Raw genomic sequence first — 19,524 nt, 5'->3', positions numbered from 1 at the left:
CCTGGAGGTCTCATGTCCGCTCGCCGAGCCGCCCGCACGACCAACGACACCCCGCCGCCGGGCACGACGCTGTTCTTGATCGGGGTGCGGGTGACGCGACCCTGGCGGGTACGCGCCTGGTTGCCGGTGCTGACGTCGATGTCCCGGATGCTGATCCACCTCCGTCGCCGACCGGATGCGGGCATGCTCGACGCGCGCCTCTATCTGGGCGGTTCGCCGATGGTGTTGTCGTACTGGCGCAGCGCCGACGATCTCCGACGGTTCGCCTCCGACCCCGACGCCCCGCATCTGTCCATGTGGCGGTGGTTCAATCGCGAGCTCGCCGACACCGACTCGGTCGGGATCTGGCACGAGACCTACGTCATCGGCGAACACGAGACCATCTCGAGCGGGATGCCCCCGCAGGGCCTGGCCCGGGCGGTCGGGTGGCACCCCGTGGGGCCGGGGACCGCAACCGCCTCGGCTCGGTTGACGCGCAACCGGCCGGCCCCGCAACGTGGCTGACCCAGGGCAGCTGCGTTCGCTTTTTGTCGTTCATCAGTCGTGTCGTCTCAGCGAATGACGTCGACGATCATCTGGTTCCGAGTCGTCGACATCGGCATCGCATTCCCGATGAGTCCGGTCCGGTGCCAAACGCTGAACATGGTTAAACGGTTCGTTAGCAATGACACCTAAATATGATCCGTCCATTCTGGGCGATTTGCGTGAGAAGGGCGTGATGGACCGATTGATCGGTCGCCCGAAAGAACAACTGCTCCTTGTGGTTTGACAGACTCCGTGTGAGTAATGAATCCACATTCGCTTGTCGAATGAGTTGATCTGAAAATCAGAGACACGGGCGAAAATCCACGCCTTTCGGAAAACTCATCCGAATGGACCATCGAATTCTTTGTGACCGTTCTGAGACGTTTTATAGCTAGTCATTACTTCGACTTTACTGACGTTTTGCCTTTGCCGAAAAGGGATGTCGGCGAATGTTAATCGGGAGTATGGTCCGATTTGTCGACGGGGCGACAGCTCTCCAGGGGGGCTTATCTGGCTTGATCTCGCGCGGGTTGTGAATTGTCCATCCCGTGGTCTGCGGGGGGCGCCCGGGTGGTCCTGATACCCGGACGAGTGCGATCGATACGAACGCATGGAGGCCACGTGACCATCTCAGACAAGGATCTCGTCACCCCGTCCGCGCACTCCTCGTCGACCCGGATGCCGGCCGATGACCATCCCACGGAGACGACCGGGGCCGCCACGTCGGCGAGACCGGATCCCGGTGTGGACTCACTTCCGTTGTCCGCCGCGCAGCGCGGCATCTGGTTCGCCCAGCATGTGGCCGGTGACCTGCCGGTCTCGGTGGCACAGTACGTCGACATCGACGGCGAACTGGACACCGAGTTGCTGACGGAGGTCTGCCTAATCACCGGGCGGGAGTTCGGCTCGGGGCACCTGCGCCTGGTCGTCGTCGATGGCGAACCGCGGCAATACGTCGCCTCCCAGAGCGCTCCGGTGAGCACCGTGGATCTGCGCGGCGAGGCCGATCCGACCGCGACAGCGCACCGGCTGATGCTGCTCGACTACACGAGACCGCTCGACCTGCTCACCGACGACCTGATGACGAGCATCGTCTACCGCGTCGGGGACGCGCACTACATGTGGTACCTGCGGGCGCACCACATCGCGCTCGACGGATTCGCCGCGGTGACGATGGTCCGGCGGATCACCGAGCTGTACAACGCGGCCGTTCGCGGCGATCCCGCGCCGCCGTCGAAGGCGAGCGACATCGCCGACATCATCGCCCAGGACGCGTCCTACCCCGGGTCGACTCGTCACGACAACGACCGCAGGTACTGGAGCGACCATCTCGACGGCGCCCCGCCGGTCGTCACCCTGGCCGGCCGGCACGGCAAGCCGACGCTGCACCCGATCCTCGTGAGCGCGCCGATTCCCGCGGAGACGGCCGTGCTGCTCGATGCGGCCGCGCAGGAGGGAGGTGGCGTGACCCCGGTGGTCGTCGCGGCGTTCGCCGCGTACCTCGCGCGGATGACCGGCAGTGCCGAAGTCCTTCTCAGCCTTCCGGTCTCGGGTCGCCACTCCGCCGTGCTGCGCCGGTCGGGCGGCATGGTGGCCAACGTCGTGCCGCTCCGTGTGCCGGTCGCCGGCCGCACGCTCGGCGACGTGGTGACCTCCGTGCAGGGGGAGTTGCTGAGTGCTCTGCGGCGGCAGCGGTACCGGCAGGAGGACATCTTCGCCGACATGGGAATGGCCCGAGACGAGTCGGCGTCCTTCGGGCCGGCGGTGAACCTCATGATGGTCGACAGCGAGGTGGTGCTGGGTGAGGTCACCGGGCGGCTGCACGTATTGACCTCGGGTCCGACGTCCGATCTGTTCGTCAACATCTACCCGGGCGCGGGAAAGAGCAGCACGCACATCGACTTCCAGGGCAACCCGAACATCTACACCCCGGACGAGCTCACCGGGCACCACCGTCGCTTCCTGATGTTCCTGCACGCCTTCCTCGGCGGGGCGTCCGACGATCGCGTGGGACAGATCTCGTTGCTCGACGAGCATGAGCGGGCGACATTGCTCCCCGTGCGGGGCGCGCGTTGCGCCCCGCCGCGGGTACTCGCCGACATTCTCGCCGAAACCGTTGCACGGCACGGAGAGTCGACGGCAGTGTGCGCGTCCGGGCGTTCGATGACGTATCGCGAACTCGACGCCGCCTCGTCGCGACTCGCGCGGCGCCTGCTCGCCGCGGGCTGCGCGCCGGAGGAGTCGGTCGCCATCCTGCTGCGACGGTCCCTGGGCACCGTCGTGGCCGTCTGGGCGGTGGCGAAGACCGGTGCCGCGATCGTGCAGGTGGATCCGGAATACCCGCGAAAGCGCATCGAGCACATCTTCGCCGACAGCGGTGCCCGTGCGGCGATCACCGTCGACGAGTTCGCCGAGCGGGTGCCCCCGTCGGCTGTCCGGATCGACCTCGGCGACCTCTCGCCCGACGGGAACACCGACGGCGCCTCGGGCGGCGGCTTCGACGACTCGCCGGCTCCGTCGCGGGTCCGGCTCGAGAACGTCGCGTACATGACCTACACGTCCGGTTCGACCGGCGTGCCGAAGGGCGTGCAGGTCACCCACTCCGGGTTGGCGAGTCTCATCGCCGATCGCACCCGCGCCTATGGCCTCGCGCCGGCGTCCCGGGTCTCCTACGCGCTCTCCCCGAGCTTCGACGCGTCGATGGAACAGCTGCTGACCTGCTTCGCAACCGGATCCGCCCTGGTGATTGTGCCTCCGGAGGTGATCGGCGGCGAGCGGCTCACCCAGTTGCTCGCCGAGGAGGAGGTCACCCACCTGACCCTCACGCCCGCGATGCTGGCGACCATCGAGCCGGAGTCGCTGACCCGAATGCAGACCGTCGTCGTCGGCGGCGACCGATGCGCACCGCACGTGGTCGAACGGTGGACCCGGTCGGCGACGATGATCAACGAGTACGGGCCGACCGAGTCGACGATCACGGCGGCGAGTGCGGTGGTCGAGCCCGATGCAGACGTCACGGTGGGCGGCCCCATCCGCGGTACGTCGGTGATGGTCCTCGACCACGCACTGCAACCGGTGCCGATGGGAACCGCAGGCGAGCTGTACCTCGCCGGCCCGGGGCTGGCTCGCGGCTACGCGCGCCTGCCCGGTCAGACCGCGGCACGTTTCGTGGCCCACCCGCACGGCGCGCCGGGCGAACGGATGTACCGGACCGGCGATCTCGCCCGCTGGGTCGGGGCGGGGACCGCGCCGTCGCTGGAGCTGTTGGGCCGCACCGACTTCCAGCTGAAGATCCGTGGGTACCGGATCGAGCCCGGTGAGATCGACGCCGCTCTCACCGGGCACGCCCAGGTGGACCAGTCCGTCACCGTGCCCGCGCTCAACCTCGCCGGCGCGACCGTCCTGGCGTCGTACGTGGTGCCGGCGACGGGACAGCGGGTCGAACCGGCGGAGCTGGAGCGATTCGCACGCGAGTGCCTGCCGCCGCATCTGGTCCCGTCCGTCATCACGATCCTCGACGCCCTGCCGCTGAATGCGTTCGGCAAGGTCGACCGACGAGCCCTGCCCGCGCCCGTGTTCGCATCCGCGCGATCGGGGCGGCCGCCGTCGACTCCCCGGGAATACCGACTGGCGCAACTCTTCTCCGAGGTACTCGGGGTCGTCGAGGTGGGTGCCGACGACAGCTTCTTCGTCCTCGGCGGCGACAGCATCCTGTCCATCCAGCTCGTGGCGCGGGCGAAGGCGAGCGGGCTCGCGTTCACGACCCAGGATGTGTTCGAGCACAAGACCGTCGCCGCGCTGGCCGCGATGGCTTCCGATGTCTCCGACGACGACGGACTGCGCGAGTTGCCCGGCGGCGCCGTCGGCTCCATCCCGCTGTCGCCGATCATGCACGCGATGCTCGAACGCGGTCCCATCGACCGCTTCGGACAGGCCGCGCTGGTCGAACTCCCGGACGCCGCCGGGCGCGACGAACTGGTGCGCACACTGCGCGCGGTGCTCGACCGGCACGACATCCTCCGGGCCACGCTGGTCGACGATCTCGCCGACCAACCCCACCTGGTGGTCCGCCCACCCGGTGCGGTCGACGCCGACGAGGCGCTCGAGCACGTCTGGCTCGACCGACGGGACGCCGACGAGATCGACCGCCACCTCCAGGCCGCGGCCGATCGCCTCGACCCACGCGCCGGCGTCCTCGTGCGGTTCGTGTGGTTGCAGCACCCCGACCGCACCGCGCCCGACCTGATGTGGCTGGTCATCCACCATCTGGCCGTCGACGGGGTCTCCTGGCGCATCCTCCTCGCCGACCTCGTCACCGCCTGGCACCAGATCCGCGGAGGCGCGCTGCCCGACCTCGGCCTGCCGACGACGTCGGTCCGCCGTTGGGTCCACGGCCTCGTCGAGCAGGCACCCGTGCGCACCGCGGCCGAACTCGACCGATGGACGGAGATCCTCGAGCCCGGCGACCGGTTGCTCGGGCGCCGCGCGCTCGACCCGGATCGGGACATCGTCGCCACCGCCGGACGCATCCGGATGCGGATTCCGGCGGATGTGACCGAGGCGGCGCTCACCACCATCCCCGCGCGCTTCCACGGCGGTGCCAACGATTCGTTGCTGGCCGCGCTGGCCCTGGCGCTCGCGCACTGGCGACGTCGGCGCGGGCAGGCCGACGGCAGCGAGTTGATAGCCCTCGAAGGCCACGGTCGCGAGGAGGCCGCGGTACCCGGCGCGGACCTCACCTCGACGGTGGGCTGGTTCACCTCTCGCTTCCCGGTCCGGCTCGAATTGCACGGTGTCGACGTCGAGGACGCCCTCACCGGTGGTCCGTCGGCCGGACTGGCGATCAAGCAGATCAAGGAACAGCTGCGGGCGGCACCCGACCACGGGATCGGCTACGGCATGATCCGATATCTCGACCCGGCCGGCCGCGACGAACTGGGCGACCGGCCCGAACCCCAGATCAGCCTCAACTACCTGGGCCGGATGGGGACCGGCGAGCACACCGGTCCGTGGATGCCGGCGCGCGATTTCGACGCGTTGGTCGGGACCGGGCACCCGTGGATGGCGTTGCCCGCCGTCATCGACATCAATGCGATCGCCGAACCGGGTTCGGCCGGCGTCGAACTCGACGTCGGCTGGGAGTACGCCGCGCTGGTGCTCGACCGGGTCGACGTCGAGGAGCTGGCCGGCCTGTGGGTGCAGGCCCTGAAGGGTCTCGCCCAGCACGTCCGGTCCGGGACGGCCGGCGGCCACACGCCGTCGGACTTCCCGCTGGTCTCGACCACCCAGGCCGACATCGATCACTGGACCGCCGCCCATCCGTCGATGGTCGACGTGTGGCCGCTGACCGCGCTGCAGTCCGGACTGCTGTTCCACGCGACCTACGACGCCGCCGCCGTCGACGGGTACACGGTGCAGGCCGAACTGCGACTCGGCGGGCGGCTCGAACCGGACCGGATGCGTCGGGCGGCGCAGGCGCTGATCGCCCGGCACGACAGTCTCCGCGTTGCATTCGTCGAGACCGGCGCCGGGCCGCGGCAGATCCTGCTCGACGACGTGACCGTCGACTGGTCGGACTCCGACCTCACCGGGATCGCCGACGCCGACGACCGGGACCGTGCACTGCGTCGTCTCATCGCCGGGTCGGCGGCCCCCTTCGACCTGGCTCGGCCGCCGCTGCTCCGTTTCCACCTGATCCGGTTGACGCACGACACCGAGAACCCGGGTGGCGACGAGTTCCTGCTGTCGATCACCAACCATCACATCGTCCTCGACGGATGGTCGATGCCCGTCGTCATCTCCGAACTGCTGCAGCTGTACTTGGCCGACGATGACGCCGACGGCGCTGCCGTACTTCCCGCACCCCGGACGTTTCGGGACTACCTGCAGTGGCTGCACACCCGCGATCACGACGCCACGACACGCGCGTGGCAGGAGACCCTGGCCGGCATCGAGAGTCCGACGCGACTGACCGGCGCCGCGGAGCGCGACGCGACGGCCGAGGTAGACGAGGCCGCGCTCGATCTCGACATCGCGACGACGGAGGCGATCGCGGGTCTCGGGCGCGCCCACGGGGTGACCGCGAACACCTCGATCCAGGTGGCGTGGGCGATGCTGCTCTCGATCATGACGGGCCGATCCGACGTGGTCTTCGGCAACACGGTGTCCGACCGTCCCGCCTCCATCCCGGGCATCGAGCGGATGATCGGCCTGTTCATCAACACCCTCCCGGTGCGGATCCGGCTCGACCCGGACGAGCGGGTGATCGACCTGCTCACGAGAGCGCAGTCCGAGCAGGCGGCGATGCTCGGCCACCGCGACATCGGCCTCGCCGAACTCCAGCGGGTGACCGGGGTGGCCGACATGTTCGACACCGCCACGGTGCTGGAGTCGTACCCGGTCGACCCGGACGAGATCAACCGCATGCTCGGCGACGCGGGACTGCGATGGAACGGCCTGGCCGCCCACGACGCGACCCCGTACCCGGTCAGCCTCCAGGTCACGCCGCCCCGGCCCGGACGGGCCGACCAACCGGCCGCCGATCGGCCCGGCACCTACGAACTGGTGGTGAAGTACGCCGTCGACCGCCTCGACCGGGAGTCCGCCGAGGTCCTGCTCGAGCGGTTCGTGCTGCTGCTGCGCCAGATCGCCGCCGAACCGGGCCGCAAGGTCGCCACGCTGGCATCCTGTTGGGACACCGAACGATCCGCCCTCTGTCCGATCGAGGGGCCGCCCGCCGTGTCGCCCCGCCTACTCCGGGACATCCTCGCCGACACCGCGCGACGACACCCCGAGGCACCGGCGGTGCGCGCCGACGGCGTCACGATGACATATCGCGAACTCGTGCGCCGCAGCAACCGGCTCGCCGACGAGCTCGCCGCCCGCGGCGCCGGACCGGAGACCTCGGTGGCCCTGGCGATCCCGCGGTCGGCCGCGCTCATCGTGGCGATCTGGGCGGTCGCCCGGACCGGAGCGGCCTTCGTCGCCGTCGACCCGGGCAATCCGGCCTACCGCATCGCCGAACTGCTCGCCGACGCGCGGTCCACGATCGGGGTGACCGTCGACGCCGTCGTCCCGAGCCTCCCGGACACCGTCGAGTGGCTGACCCTCACCGGACCCGGCTCGCTCCCGCTCGGTACCGACGACTCGACACCGCTCGGTACCGGGGACCCGCTCCCGCTCCGGCCGGACAACGCGGCCTATTTGATCTTCACGTCCGGCTCCACCGGCCGGCCGAAGGCCGTCCACGTCACCCATCGCGGCCTCGCCGACCTGGTAGTCGAGTACGCGGAATCCTTTGCGGTGAAACCGGATTCGACGGTCCTGCAGGTCGCGTCCCCCGGCTTCGACGCCTGCGTGTCGGAGGTGTTGGTCGCGCACAGCGCCGGCGCCTGCCTGGCCGTCGCGCCGCCGGAGATCTACGGCGGTTCCGACCTCGAGGACCTGCTGCGGACCGAGCGGGTGTCCCACGCCATCATCACGCCGACGGTGCTCAACACGATGGACCCGTCGCGTCTGCCGGAGCTGCGGATCGTCGCGGTGGTCGGCGAGGCGACGGGCGCGGACATCGTCACCCGGTGGTCGCCGGGTCGTCGGCTGATGAACCACTACGGACCCACGGAGACCACGATCTGGGCGACCGGCGCCGACGATCTCCGGCCCGGGGAGCCGGTGACGATCGGGGAACCGATCCGGGGAGTCTCGGCGTTCGTGCTCGACACCTGGTTGCGGCCGGTGCCGGTCGGAGTGGTCGGCGAACTCTACCTCGGTGGTCCCGGTCTGGCGCGTGGCTACTTCGACCGCGCCGGCGTCACCGCGACGAGGTTCGTGGCCGATCCCGTACGCTCCGCCGGCGAACGCCTCTACCGCACCGGCGATGCCGTGCGCTGGATTCGCACGGACGGCGCCCTGCGGCTGGATTATCTGGGGCGCAACGACCAGCAGGTGAAGGTCCACGGCCTGCGCATCGAGACCGGGGACATCGATGCCCATCTCGCGCGGATCGCCGGCGTCGCGCAGGCGGCGACCGTGCTCCAGCGCGGACCGGCGGGTCGTCCGGTCATCGTGTCCTACGTCGTGGGGACGCCGGACGAGCCGATGGACGTGCATGCGTTGCACGACGACCTCGCGAACACCCTGCCGCACTACATGGTTCCCGCAGCGATCGTCGAGCTGGAGTCGATGCCGGTCACCCGGTCGGGGAAGGTCGACACGAAGGCGCTGCGGCAGTGCGAGTTCCGTGCCGAGAGCGGGGGCGGCCGCCCGCCGGAGACACCGGCCGAGCGCATCATCGCCGCGCTGTTCGCCGAGGTGCTGGAACTCGACGACGTCACCGCCGACGACAACTTCTTCACCCTCGGGGGTGACAGCATCGTCTCGATGCAACTGGTCGCGGCGGCGAAGGCCGCCGGACTGTCCCTCACTCCGCGGGCGATCTTCGAGGCGAAGACCGTCGCCGCGCTCGCCGCCATCGCCACCACCGCCTCCGCGACCGGCGACCCTGCCACCGGTTCGGCCGTCGAACAGGCTGTCACCGAGCAGGATTCGCCACTCGTCGATCTTCCCGATGCCGATCTCGACCGGCTGCGCAACGACTACCCCAGGCTGTCGGACGTCTGGCCGTTGTCGCCGACGCAGTCGGGTATCCACTTCCACTCGACCCTCGATCCCGATGCGGTGGACACCTACACCGTGCAGTCGACGATCGCCCTCTCCGGTCCGGTCGACGCCGGTCTGCTGCGCCGCGCCGCGCAGGCGCTCGTGGACCGCCACGACGTCTTGCGGACGGCCTTCGTCGAGACGTCGCGTGGCCCGCGGCAGGTCGTCGTCGACGGCGTCGAGGTGCGCTTCCGGACAGTCGATCTCACCGTTGCCGCGGACCGCGGGGCCGCCCGGCGGGTCGCCGCCGACGACGCCGCCGCCGGTTTCGATCTGACCGAACCCTCGCTGATCCGATTCACCCTCGTGCGGCTCGACAGCGACCACTTCGCCCTGCACGTCACCAACCATCACGTGATCCTCGACGGCTGGTCGATGCCCCTGCTGCTCGGCGAACTGCTCCACTATTACGGCGACCCGGGGCAGATCGGCGCATGCCGGCCGGCAGCCTCATACCGGGACTACCTCGCGTGGCTCGGCGAACAGGATCAGGACGCCTCGACGGCCGCATGGGCGCAGGCCTACGCCGACGTCGACGGACCCACCCGCGTGACCCGACTCGGCGCCGCGACCACCGTGTTCGACGCCGGTGAGGTCATCGCCGAGCTGCCCGGGCAGGAGTATGCGCGTCTGCGGTCGGCCGCCGCGGAGTCCGCGGTGACGGTAGGGACCGCGTTGTCCGCGGCGTGGGCCCTCGTCCTGCGAACCCTCACCGGCGACACCGATGTGGTCCTGGGCTCCGCGATCGCCGGACGGCCACCGGAGCTGCCCGGCGTCGACCGGGCGCTGGGGATGTTCCTCAGCACGGTACCGATCCGGGTCCGTCTCGAACCGTCGATGTCATTGCGCGAGTTGCTGGTTCATGTGCAGGACGCGAACGCGCTGGTCCTGGACCACCACTACGTCGGACTCCCGGCCATCCACCGCGCGGTGGGCCGGTCGGATCTGTTCGACACCGCACTGGCCTTCCAGTCGTTCCCGCTGCGCGAGGACGCACTGCAACACTTGGTCACCGCGGCGGGCTTGCACGTCGACAGCGTCACCGGGCTCGACGCCACGCCCTACCCGCTGAGCGTCGTCGTGGCGCCGAAGATCGACGGCGGCGAGGGGGAACCGGGACTCGGCATCACCGTGCGGTTCCATCGGGACGAGTTCGACGAGAACCGCGCACGGGAGATCGTCGACCACTTCGTGGAATGTCTCGCCCGCATCGCCGATGAGCCGGGTTCGCGCCTCGGCGCACTCCGTCACATCGGGCACGAGGCAGGCGCCGGTCGGATCGACGCGAAGACGGAACCGGCCACCCTGCTCGACATCCTCACCGCCGCAGCCGGTCAGGCGCCCGATGCGATCGCGGTGACCTGCGGCGAGCGGTCGCTGACGTACCGGCAGCTGGACGCCGAGTCCGATCGCCTGGCGCGACAGATCTCGCGGCAGGCGCGGTCCGGCGTCGTGGCATGCGCACTGCCGCGGTCCGTCGAGGCGGCGATCGCGATCTGGGCGGCGGCCAAGGCGGGAGTGCCGTTCCTGCCGCTGGATCCGAACCTGCCCGCCGAACGCATCGAGTTCGTGCTGGCCGACGCCGGCGCCGGGTTGGGGATCACCGTCGGCGCGCGCCGGGCCGCACTGCCCGACAGCATCGATTGGCTCCTCGTCGACGAACTGCGGACGGACGGCCCCCAGTCGAACGAAGCCGGCGGCCCGATCCGGCTCGGGGACACCGCCTACGTGATCTACACGTCCGGTTCCACCGGCACGCCCAAGGGCGTCGTCGTCTCCCACCGCGGACTCGCGCCGGTGGTCGCGGCGCAGCGCGCGGTACTCGGCGTCGACCAGTCGTCGAATGTGTTGCAGGTGGCCTCACCGAGCTTCGACGCCTTCGTGTTCGAACTCCTGATGGCCCACGGCTCCGGGGGACGTCTCGTGGTGGCGCCACCCGATGTCTACGGCGGCCCCGAGCTCGCGAATCTGATTCGGCGCGAGAAGGTCTCGCATGCCGTCCTGACCCCGTCGGCACTGGCCACCGTCCCGGCCGACGGTCTCGACACGCTGCGCGTACTGGCGACCGCGGGTGAGCCGGTCGGGCCCGAGTTGGTCTCACGGTGGGCCGACGGCCGGAACATGATCAACCTGTACGGGCCGACCGAATCGACCATCTGGGCCACCGCCGGCACGCCGCTGCGGGCGGGTCATCCGATCACGATCGGGACGGCGGTGGGACCGGTCGGCACGATGGTGCTCGACACGTGGATGCGTCCGGTTCCGCAGGGCGTCGTCGGCGAGTTGTACCTCGTCGGCCCCGGCCTGGCCGACGGTTATGTCGGCCGGCCCGCGACGACGGCGGCGCGGTTCGTGGCCTGCCCCGCCGACGCGCCCGGAACCCGGATGTACCGGACGGGCGACCTCGTCCGGGTCTCCCGGTCCGGTGCACTGGAGTATGTGGGACGCAACGACTTCCAGGTGAAGGTGCGCGGCACCCGGGTAGAGGTGGGCGAGATCGACGCGCGCCTCGGATCGCGCGCCGACGTCGCCTACGCCGTGACCGTCCCGCGTGGCGGGAACGGAACGCCGCACTGTCTGGTCTCCTACGTGACCGCCACCGCGGGGGCGTCGCTCTCCGGTGACGAACTACGTGCGTCGCTGGAGCGATCGCTGCCCGCGTACATGGTCCCGGCCGCGGTGGTCGTGCTGGACGAGATACCCCTCACGCCGACCGGCAAGCTGGATCGGAGTCGCCTGCCCGAACCGGTGATCGCCCCGCGTGGGTTCCGTGCACCGTCCGGCCCGGCCGAGTCCGCCGTGGCGCACGTCTTCCAGGACGTCCTCGGCGTGCCGCGCGTGGGCGCCGACGATGACTTCTTCGCCCTGGGTGGCGACTCGCTGACCGCCTCGGTGGTGACGGCGCGGCTGGGTGCGGAACTGGGAGTACGGGTTCCGCTGCGGTCGGTGTTCGACGCGCCCGGCGTCGCGGCACTGGCGGAGCTGGTCGGGTCGCTGGGCGACGACCGGCGCACCGCGTTGACGGCAGCCGTTCGCCCGGAGCGCATCCCGTTGTCGCTGGCGCAGCAGCGGATGTGGTTCCTCAATCGGATGGAGCCGGAGTCGCCGGCCTACAACATCCCGGTGGTCCTCGAACTCATGGGGCACCTGGACCTCGCGGCGCTCGGGCAGGCCCTCGACGACGTGGTCGGGCGGCACGAGGTGCTGCGGACGATCTACCCCGACACCGACGGCGAGCCGTGGCAACTCGTCCTCGACCACGCCCCGGTGCTCCTCGAGTCGATGCGGGCATCGGCCACCGAGGTCGAGGACGTCGTCGCCGTATTCGTACGCCGCGGCTTCGACGTGACCGCGTCGGTACCGATGCGTGTGGCCGTGGTCGCGATGGACCCGGACGGCGTGGACGATCCCGATGGCCCGGACAACCGCGACGCACACGACGACCGGGAGGGGACCGACGGGCGTTTCCTGCTCGTCCTCGTGGTCCATCACATCGCCGGTGACGGCCAGTCCATGGCGCCGCTCGCCCGCGATGTGATGACGTCGTACGCCGCCCGCATCGCCGGCGCGGAACCGACCTGGGAACCGCTCGCGGTCCACTACGCCGATTACGCGCTGTGGCAGCGAAACATGCTGGGGAGCGAAGGCGACCCGACCTCGTTGATGCACGCCCAACTGGATTTCTGGCGGTCGACCATGTCGGGTGCCCCGGACGTCCTCGATCTGCCCACCGACCGCCCGCGTCCGCCGGTGGCGACCCTGGCGGGCGGGCAGGTGCCGGTGGCGATCGACGCCCGCCTGCACGGGCAACTCCTGGCCCTCGCGCGGGCACATGGCGCGTCGTTGTTCATGGTCGTGCACGCCGCGCTCGCCGCAGTGCTCGGCCGGTTGAGCGGCGCCGACGACGTCGTGATCGGCACCCCGGTCGCCGGGCGCGGCGAACCGGGACTGGAACCGCTCGTCGGCATGTTCGTCAACACCCTCGCGCTCCGGACCGACCTCGACGCCGCGGAGTCGTTCGCCGGATTGCTCGACCGCGTGCGCGAGGTCGACCTGGACGCCTTCGAGCACTCCGACGTCCCGTTCGAGCGGATCGTCTCCGAACTCAACCCGGAACGGTCCACCGCGCATCATCCGCTGTTCCAGGTCGCGCTGGCCTTCCAGAACCTGTCCGACGTCCATCTCGACCTGCCGGACCTGCGCGTCTCCCGCGCGCAGGCCGACACCGGCATCTGCCAGTTCGACCTCCAGGTGGTCCTCGCCGAGTCCTACACCGAAGACGGCACGCCGCAGGGTCTTTCGGGAACCGTGATGTTCGCCCGCGACCTGTTCGATCCGGGGACGGTGGCCGGCATCGCCAGTCGGTTGCACCGTGTGCTCGACGCGATCGTCGACGACGCGACAACACCCGTCGGTGACATCGACTGGCTCGGTGAAACCGAGCGCGCCGAACTGGTGTCGGTGGTGGGACCGGGTGCGGTCGCGGAGCCCGTGCTGCTGCCGGAGATCTTCGCGGCGGCCGTCGTGGCCGACCCGGACGGTGCGGCGGTGATCTGCGGCGACGTCGAGCTGTCCTACGGCGAGCTCGATCGCCGATCGAATCGGCTGGCGCGGTACCTCATCGACAATGGTGCGGCACCGGAGCGGCCCGTGGCGGTGGCCGTGGAGCGGTCGGCGGAATCGCTGGTCGCGTGGTGGGCCGTCGTGAAATCGGGTGCTCCCTATGTCCCGGTGGACCCGCATTACCCGGCCGCGCGGATCGACCAGATGGTGTCCGATTCGGCTGCGCCACTGGGGATCACGACACGTGGGTCCCGGCCGACGCTGTCCGGGACGCTCGACTGGGTCGTGCTCGACGACCCCGCCACCGCCGCCGAGGTTGCCGAACTGTCGTCGTCGCCGATCCGACAGACCGATCGGGTGTGCCCGGTCCGGCCCGCGAACACCGCCTGGGTGGTCTTCACCTCCGGCTCCACCGGCGTGCCGAAGGGCGTCGCCGTCACGCATGCCGGCGTCGCCGACTACCTCGCCACGCTGCACATCGACCGTGAGCCCGGAACCAGCCCGCGGGTACTGCATTTCGCCTCTCCCTCGTTCGACGCGTCGCTGCTGGAGATCCTGCTCGCCGTGAGCGCCGCGGCCACCCTCGTCGTGGCGCCCACCGGGATGCGGGGTGGTCGCGAGCTGGCCGACTTCCTCCGCGATCACCGCGTCTCCCATGCGTTCGTCACCCCGGCCGCGCTGGCCTCGGTGGACCCGGACGGGCTCGATGACCTGCGGGTCGTGATGTCGGGCGGTGACGAGGTACCGACCGACCTGGTGAGCCGGTGGGTGGGTGCCGATCCGGCTACTGGCCGGGAATTCCGGGTGCTGTACGGCCCCACCGAGACCACCATCGTCGCCACCGCCACTACTCCGCTGCGGGTGGGAGAACGGTCGACAATCGGCACGGCGCTCGCCGGGATGCAGACGCTCGTGCTCGACACCCGTCTGCAGCCCGTGCCGGACGGGGTCGCGGGGGAGCTGTATCTGTCCGGACCCGCGCTCGCGCGCGGCTACCTGAACAGGTCCGGGGTATCCGCCGCCCGATTCGTCGCCCACCCCTTCGGCGATGCCGGAGAACGCGCGTACCGCACGGGGGACATCGTGCGCCGCAACCACTCGGGCGACCTGGAGTTCATCGGACGCAACGACTTCCAGGTGAAGGTCCACGGCTTCCGGGTCGAGCTCGGGGAGATCGACGCCGCGCTGGCAGAACTCGCTCGGGTGGCCTACGCCGTCACCGTCCCGCGGCACGACTCCGGCATCGGTATGCGCCTGGTGTCCTACGTGGTGCCCGCGCCGGGCGTCGCCCTCGTCGGTGAGAAACTGCGTGCCGAACTCGGCGAGGTGTTGCCGACGTACATGGTCCCGGCGGCGGTCGTGGTCCTCGACGAGATCCCCCTGACACCCAGTGGCAAGCTCGACCGGCGTGCCCTTCCGGCGCCGGTCGTCACCACCCGGAGTTTCCGTGCCCCGGCCACGCCGGTCGAGGAGATCGTCGCGGGGGTGTTCGCCGACATCCTGTCCGTCGATGCCGCGGTCGGTGCCGACGACGACTTCTTCGACCTCGGCGGCAACAGTCTCGCCGCAACGCGGGTGGTGGCGAGAATCGGTGCGGCGCTTGACACCACGATCCCGGTGTCGGTGATCTTCGAGGCGTCCACGGTGACGCGGCTGGCCGCCCGCGCCGAGTCGCACACGGACACCGGGCGTGTCGACCTGGTGGCACACGAACGCCCGGAGCGGATCCCGCTGTCCTATGCGCAGCAACGCATGTGGTTCCTCAACCGGATCGAACCCGAGTCGCCGGCGTACAGCATCCCGGTCGTGGTGCGGTTGTCCGGAAGTCTCGATGTCGACGCCCTCCACCGGGCGATCGGTGATGTCGTCGCGCGCCACGAGATCCTGCGCACCGTCTACCCCTTCGTCGAAGGCGAACCGGCTCAGGTGATCCTGCCCGCGGACTCCGTCCCGATGGAGGTCGTCCAGGTCGCGGAATCCGATGTCGATCAGGCGATCACGGAGCTGATCGCGGCACCGTTCGACCTCACCGCCGGGGCGTCGACCCGGATCGTGCTCTTCGAGCTCAGCGGCGACGAGTGGGTGCTCGCCGTGATCCTGCATCACATCGGCGGTGACGGCTCCTCGTTGGGGCCCCTCGCGCGGGACATCATGACGGCCTACGTCGCGCGTCTGCAGGGCGAGGCGCCCGGATGGGTGCCGTTGCCGGTGCAGTACGCCGACTACGCGATCTGGCAGCGGGCGGTCCTGGGCTCCGAATCGGACCCGAACTCGTTGCTGCGAGCGCAGATCGACTACTGGGCCGAGCAACTGGCCGACACACCGCCGCTGCTCGAACTGCCCACCGATCGGCCGCGCCCGGCCACCCAGTCCTACGCCGGGGAGTCCGTCGGCCTGACCGTCGACGCCGATCTGCACGCCGGGTTGCAACGGGTCGCCCGCGCCCACAACACGACCCTGTTCATGGTCTTCCATGCCGCGCTGGCCGCCCTGCTCGCGCGGCTCGCCGCGACCGACGACGTCGCCGTCGGGACCCCGTACGCCGGACGCGGGGAACGTGCCCTCGACGATCTGGTCGGGATGTTCGTCAACACGCTGGTCCTGCGCACCCGGGTGCGGAGCGGGATGTCGTTCGCCGAGTTGATCGATGACGTGCGCGCCACCGACCTCGCGGCGTTCGGTCACGCCGACGTCCCGTTCGAACGGCTCGTCTCCGAACTCAACCCGGTCCGCTCCGACGCCCACAACCCGCTGTTCCAGGTGATGCTGGCGTTCCAGAACATCTCGAGCACCGACATCGAACTGCCTGATCTGTCGGTGCGGGCCGTCGAACCGGACACCGGACTCGCCCTGTTCGATCTGCAGGTGACGGTCGCCGACTCCTACGACGCGCACGGGGCGCCGGCCGGCATCACCGGTGGTGTCACGTTCGCGTCCGACCTCTTCGACGCGTCGACCGTGGAGCGGTTCGTCGAACGGTTGGTGGCGATGCTCGAGGCGATGACGATCGACAACGACCGCCCTGTCCACGACGTGGACCTGCTCGACGACGCCGAACGGTCTGCCGCCCTCCAGGGTCCGAACGCGACGTCGCACGAGGTGGACTCCGCCGAGACCCTCGCCTCGATGTTCGCCGCGGCCGCGGTCGCGTACGCCGAGGACACCGCGGTGATCTGCGGGACGGTCTCGCAGACCTACGCCGAGTTCTCCGGTCGGGTGAACCGGCTGGCCCGCTGGATGGTCGCACAGGGGGTGGGGCCGGACTCGCTGGTCGCGCTCCGTATGCGACGCTCGCTCGACCAGCTCACGGCGATGTACGCGGTGCACGCCGCCGGCGGTGGTTACGTGCCGATCGACCCGGACCATCCGGCCGAGCGGATCGACTACATGGTCGAGTGCGCCGAGCCGGTGCTGGTGCTGTCCGCGCTCGACTCTGTCGACCTCTCGGGGTTCGACGACTCGCCGCTGACCGACGATGACCGGATCACGCCGCTGACCCCGGACGCCCTCGCGTACGTGCTGTTCACCTCCGGCTCCACGGGTCGACCCAAAGGCGTTGCCGTGTCGCATCGTTCGGTGGTCAACCAGCTTCGCTGGATCAGCGCCGAGTATGGGCTGAACCGATCGGACGTGGTGCTGCAGAAGACTCCCGCGACCTTCGACGTGTCGGTGTGGGAACTGTTCGCGACCCTCTCCGTCGGTGCCCGACTGGTGATCGCGCGACCGGACGGCCACACCGATCCGCGCTACCTGGCCGAGGCCATGTCCACCCATCGGGTGACCATCACCTCGTTCGTGCCGTCGATGCTGGCGGTGTTCGCCGATGCCCTGCCCACCGGCGCGGCGCTGTCGTTGCGGGCCCTGCTCGTCGCGGGTGAGGCCTTCGGGCCCGACGTGGTGGACGCCGCCCGCCGTGCGCTGCCGGAAGTGGAGTTGTACAACCTGTACGGGCCGACCGAGTTCACGGTGCACGCGACCTCCTCCGCGGTGGGGACGGCCGACGACGGCGCGGTGCCGATGGGTGCGCCGGTGTGGAATGCCTGTGCGTACGTGCTGGACTCGCGGCTGCGTCCGGTGCCGGCGGGGGTGACCGGCGATCTCTACCTGTCCGGGACGCAGGTGGCGCGGGGTTATCACGGACGACCGGCTCTGACCGCCGATCGCTTCGTGGCCGATCCCTTCACGGCCGGCGCCCGGATGTACCGCACCGGTGATCTGGTGCGGCGTCGCCGAAGCGGTGCGCTCGAGTATCTGGGACGCAGCGACTTCCAGGTCAAGCTCCGCGGGCTGCGCATCGAACTCGGTGAGATCGAGGCGGTCTTCGCCGCGCACCCGGACATCGCCCGCGCGGCGGCCGCGGTCACCTCGACCGACACGGTCGACTATCTCACCGTCTACCTGGTGCCGGTGGGGGCCGACCGCGGCGTCGGCGTGAGGGACGTCGGGGAGAGGTCGGTGAACACCGCCGAGGTCACCGCGTTCGCGTCGGCGGCGCTCCCGGGATACATGATGCCGACGGCGGTGATGGTGATCGACTCGCTGCCGATCACCGCGTCGGGCAAGCTCGACCGGGCGAGGCTGCCGCAGCCGACACGTGACGCCTCGGCGTTCCGCGCACCGTCGTCGTGGCTGGAGACCGAGATCGCCCGGACCTTCGAGCACGTGCTCGGTGTCCCGCGGGTCGGTGCCGACGACGACTTCTACGCGCTCGGCGGCAATTCGCTGCGGTCGGTCCAGGTCGTCAACGACCTCGAGACCGAGTTGCACGTCGAGATCCCGGTCCGGTGGATGCTGTCCGATTCGAGCCCGGCCGACCTGGCCCGGCGGATCGAGGACGGGATGCGTAACGGGTTCGACGTTGCGAGCGGGCCGGGGGACGAGTCGCCGGGCGGGGTGGGCTTCGACGTCTTGCTCCCCATCCGGCCGGAAGGCGAACTGCCGCCGCTGTTCTGCGTCCACCCCGCCTCCGGACTGGCCTGGTGCTACCAGACGCTGAGCCGGCAGGTCCCGCCCGGCCGGCCGGTGTACGGCCTGCAGGCGCCACAGATCGGTGGCGAGGCACCCGGCCCCACCACGATCGACGAGATCGCACGCCGGTACGCCGACGAGATCCGGACGGTACAGCCCGAGGGGCCGTATCACCTGCTGGGATGGTCGCTGGGCGGGGTGATCGCGCACGCGGTCGCCGCCGAGATGCGGGCGGCCGGTTCCGAGGTCGCGCTGCTCGCCATGCTCGACACCGAGGCCGACGGTGTCGACTCGTCGGCGATCACCACCGTCACCGCCGGCGAGCTGATCAGCAATCTCGGCCCGGTCCTCGGCATCGACTACGTCAGTGCGGACGCGACCGCCGAACAAGCCGCCGAGCAGATCGCCGAGCGCCTCGGCGCCGGGTTCGGCATCGACGCCGCGACGATCGAGCGGCTGACCGACGCCTACAACCTGTTGATCCGGGCCACCGGTGACTGGCACCCGCCGGTCGTCGACACCGACGTGCTCTACTTCACCGCAGTGCGCGATCGGCGACCGGATGCGTTGGGCGCCAACGGATGGGGTCGGTACGTCCGGGGGAGCATAACGAATGTCGACATCGACACCCACCACCTCGGGATGACCGAGGACGAGGCGATCAGACAGATCGCGACCGTCCTCGACGATCATCTGACGCGCGAAAGTGCCTCGCGGAAAGCCGCTTCGGGGTTAGCGTTTTCTCACGATGATCGGTTCACCAACAAGAGATGAGGTCGTCCATGGACAAGAACGGCAAATCCGGCGCAC

Annotated in this window: 2 protein-coding genes; both read left to right on the top strand. The window is 70.0% G+C overall.

Annotation, left to right across the window (positions count from 1 at the left end; all coding sequences use genetic code 11):
- Positions 1 to 12 precede the first annotated feature (12 nt).
- Positions 13 to 504: a DUF4188 domain-containing protein gene (locus tag Q9R39_RS03780; RefSeq protein ID WP_058253824.1), complete on the top strand. Its 492-nt coding sequence runs from the start codon at positions 13 to 15 to the stop codon at positions 502 to 504.
- A 642-nt stretch (positions 505 to 1,146) separates the two neighbouring features.
- Positions 1,147 to 19,488 carry a non-ribosomal peptide synthetase gene (locus Q9R39_RS03775; protein WP_311277123.1) on the top strand — a complete coding sequence of 6,114 codons (18,342 nt, stop codon included), beginning with the start codon at positions 1,147 to 1,149 and terminating at the stop codon, positions 19,486 to 19,488.
- The last annotated feature ends 36 nt before the right edge of the window (positions 19,489 to 19,524 follow it).

The sequence above is a fragment of the Gordonia sp. AC31 genome, from assembly GCF_031844505.1.
Classification (GTDB): Bacteria; Actinomycetota; Actinomycetes; order Mycobacteriales; family Mycobacteriaceae; genus Gordonia; species Gordonia hongkongensis.
The sequence above is the reverse complement of the archived record's forward strand: the minus strand, read 5'-3'. Positions and strand labels throughout refer to the sequence as shown.

Bases quoted from the DNA above. Each gene is read 5' to 3' on its own strand.
- Q9R39_RS03780 (WP_058253824.1), top strand. From the start codon at position 13: ATGTCCGCTCGCCGAGCCGCCCGCACGACCAACGACACCCCGCCGCCG.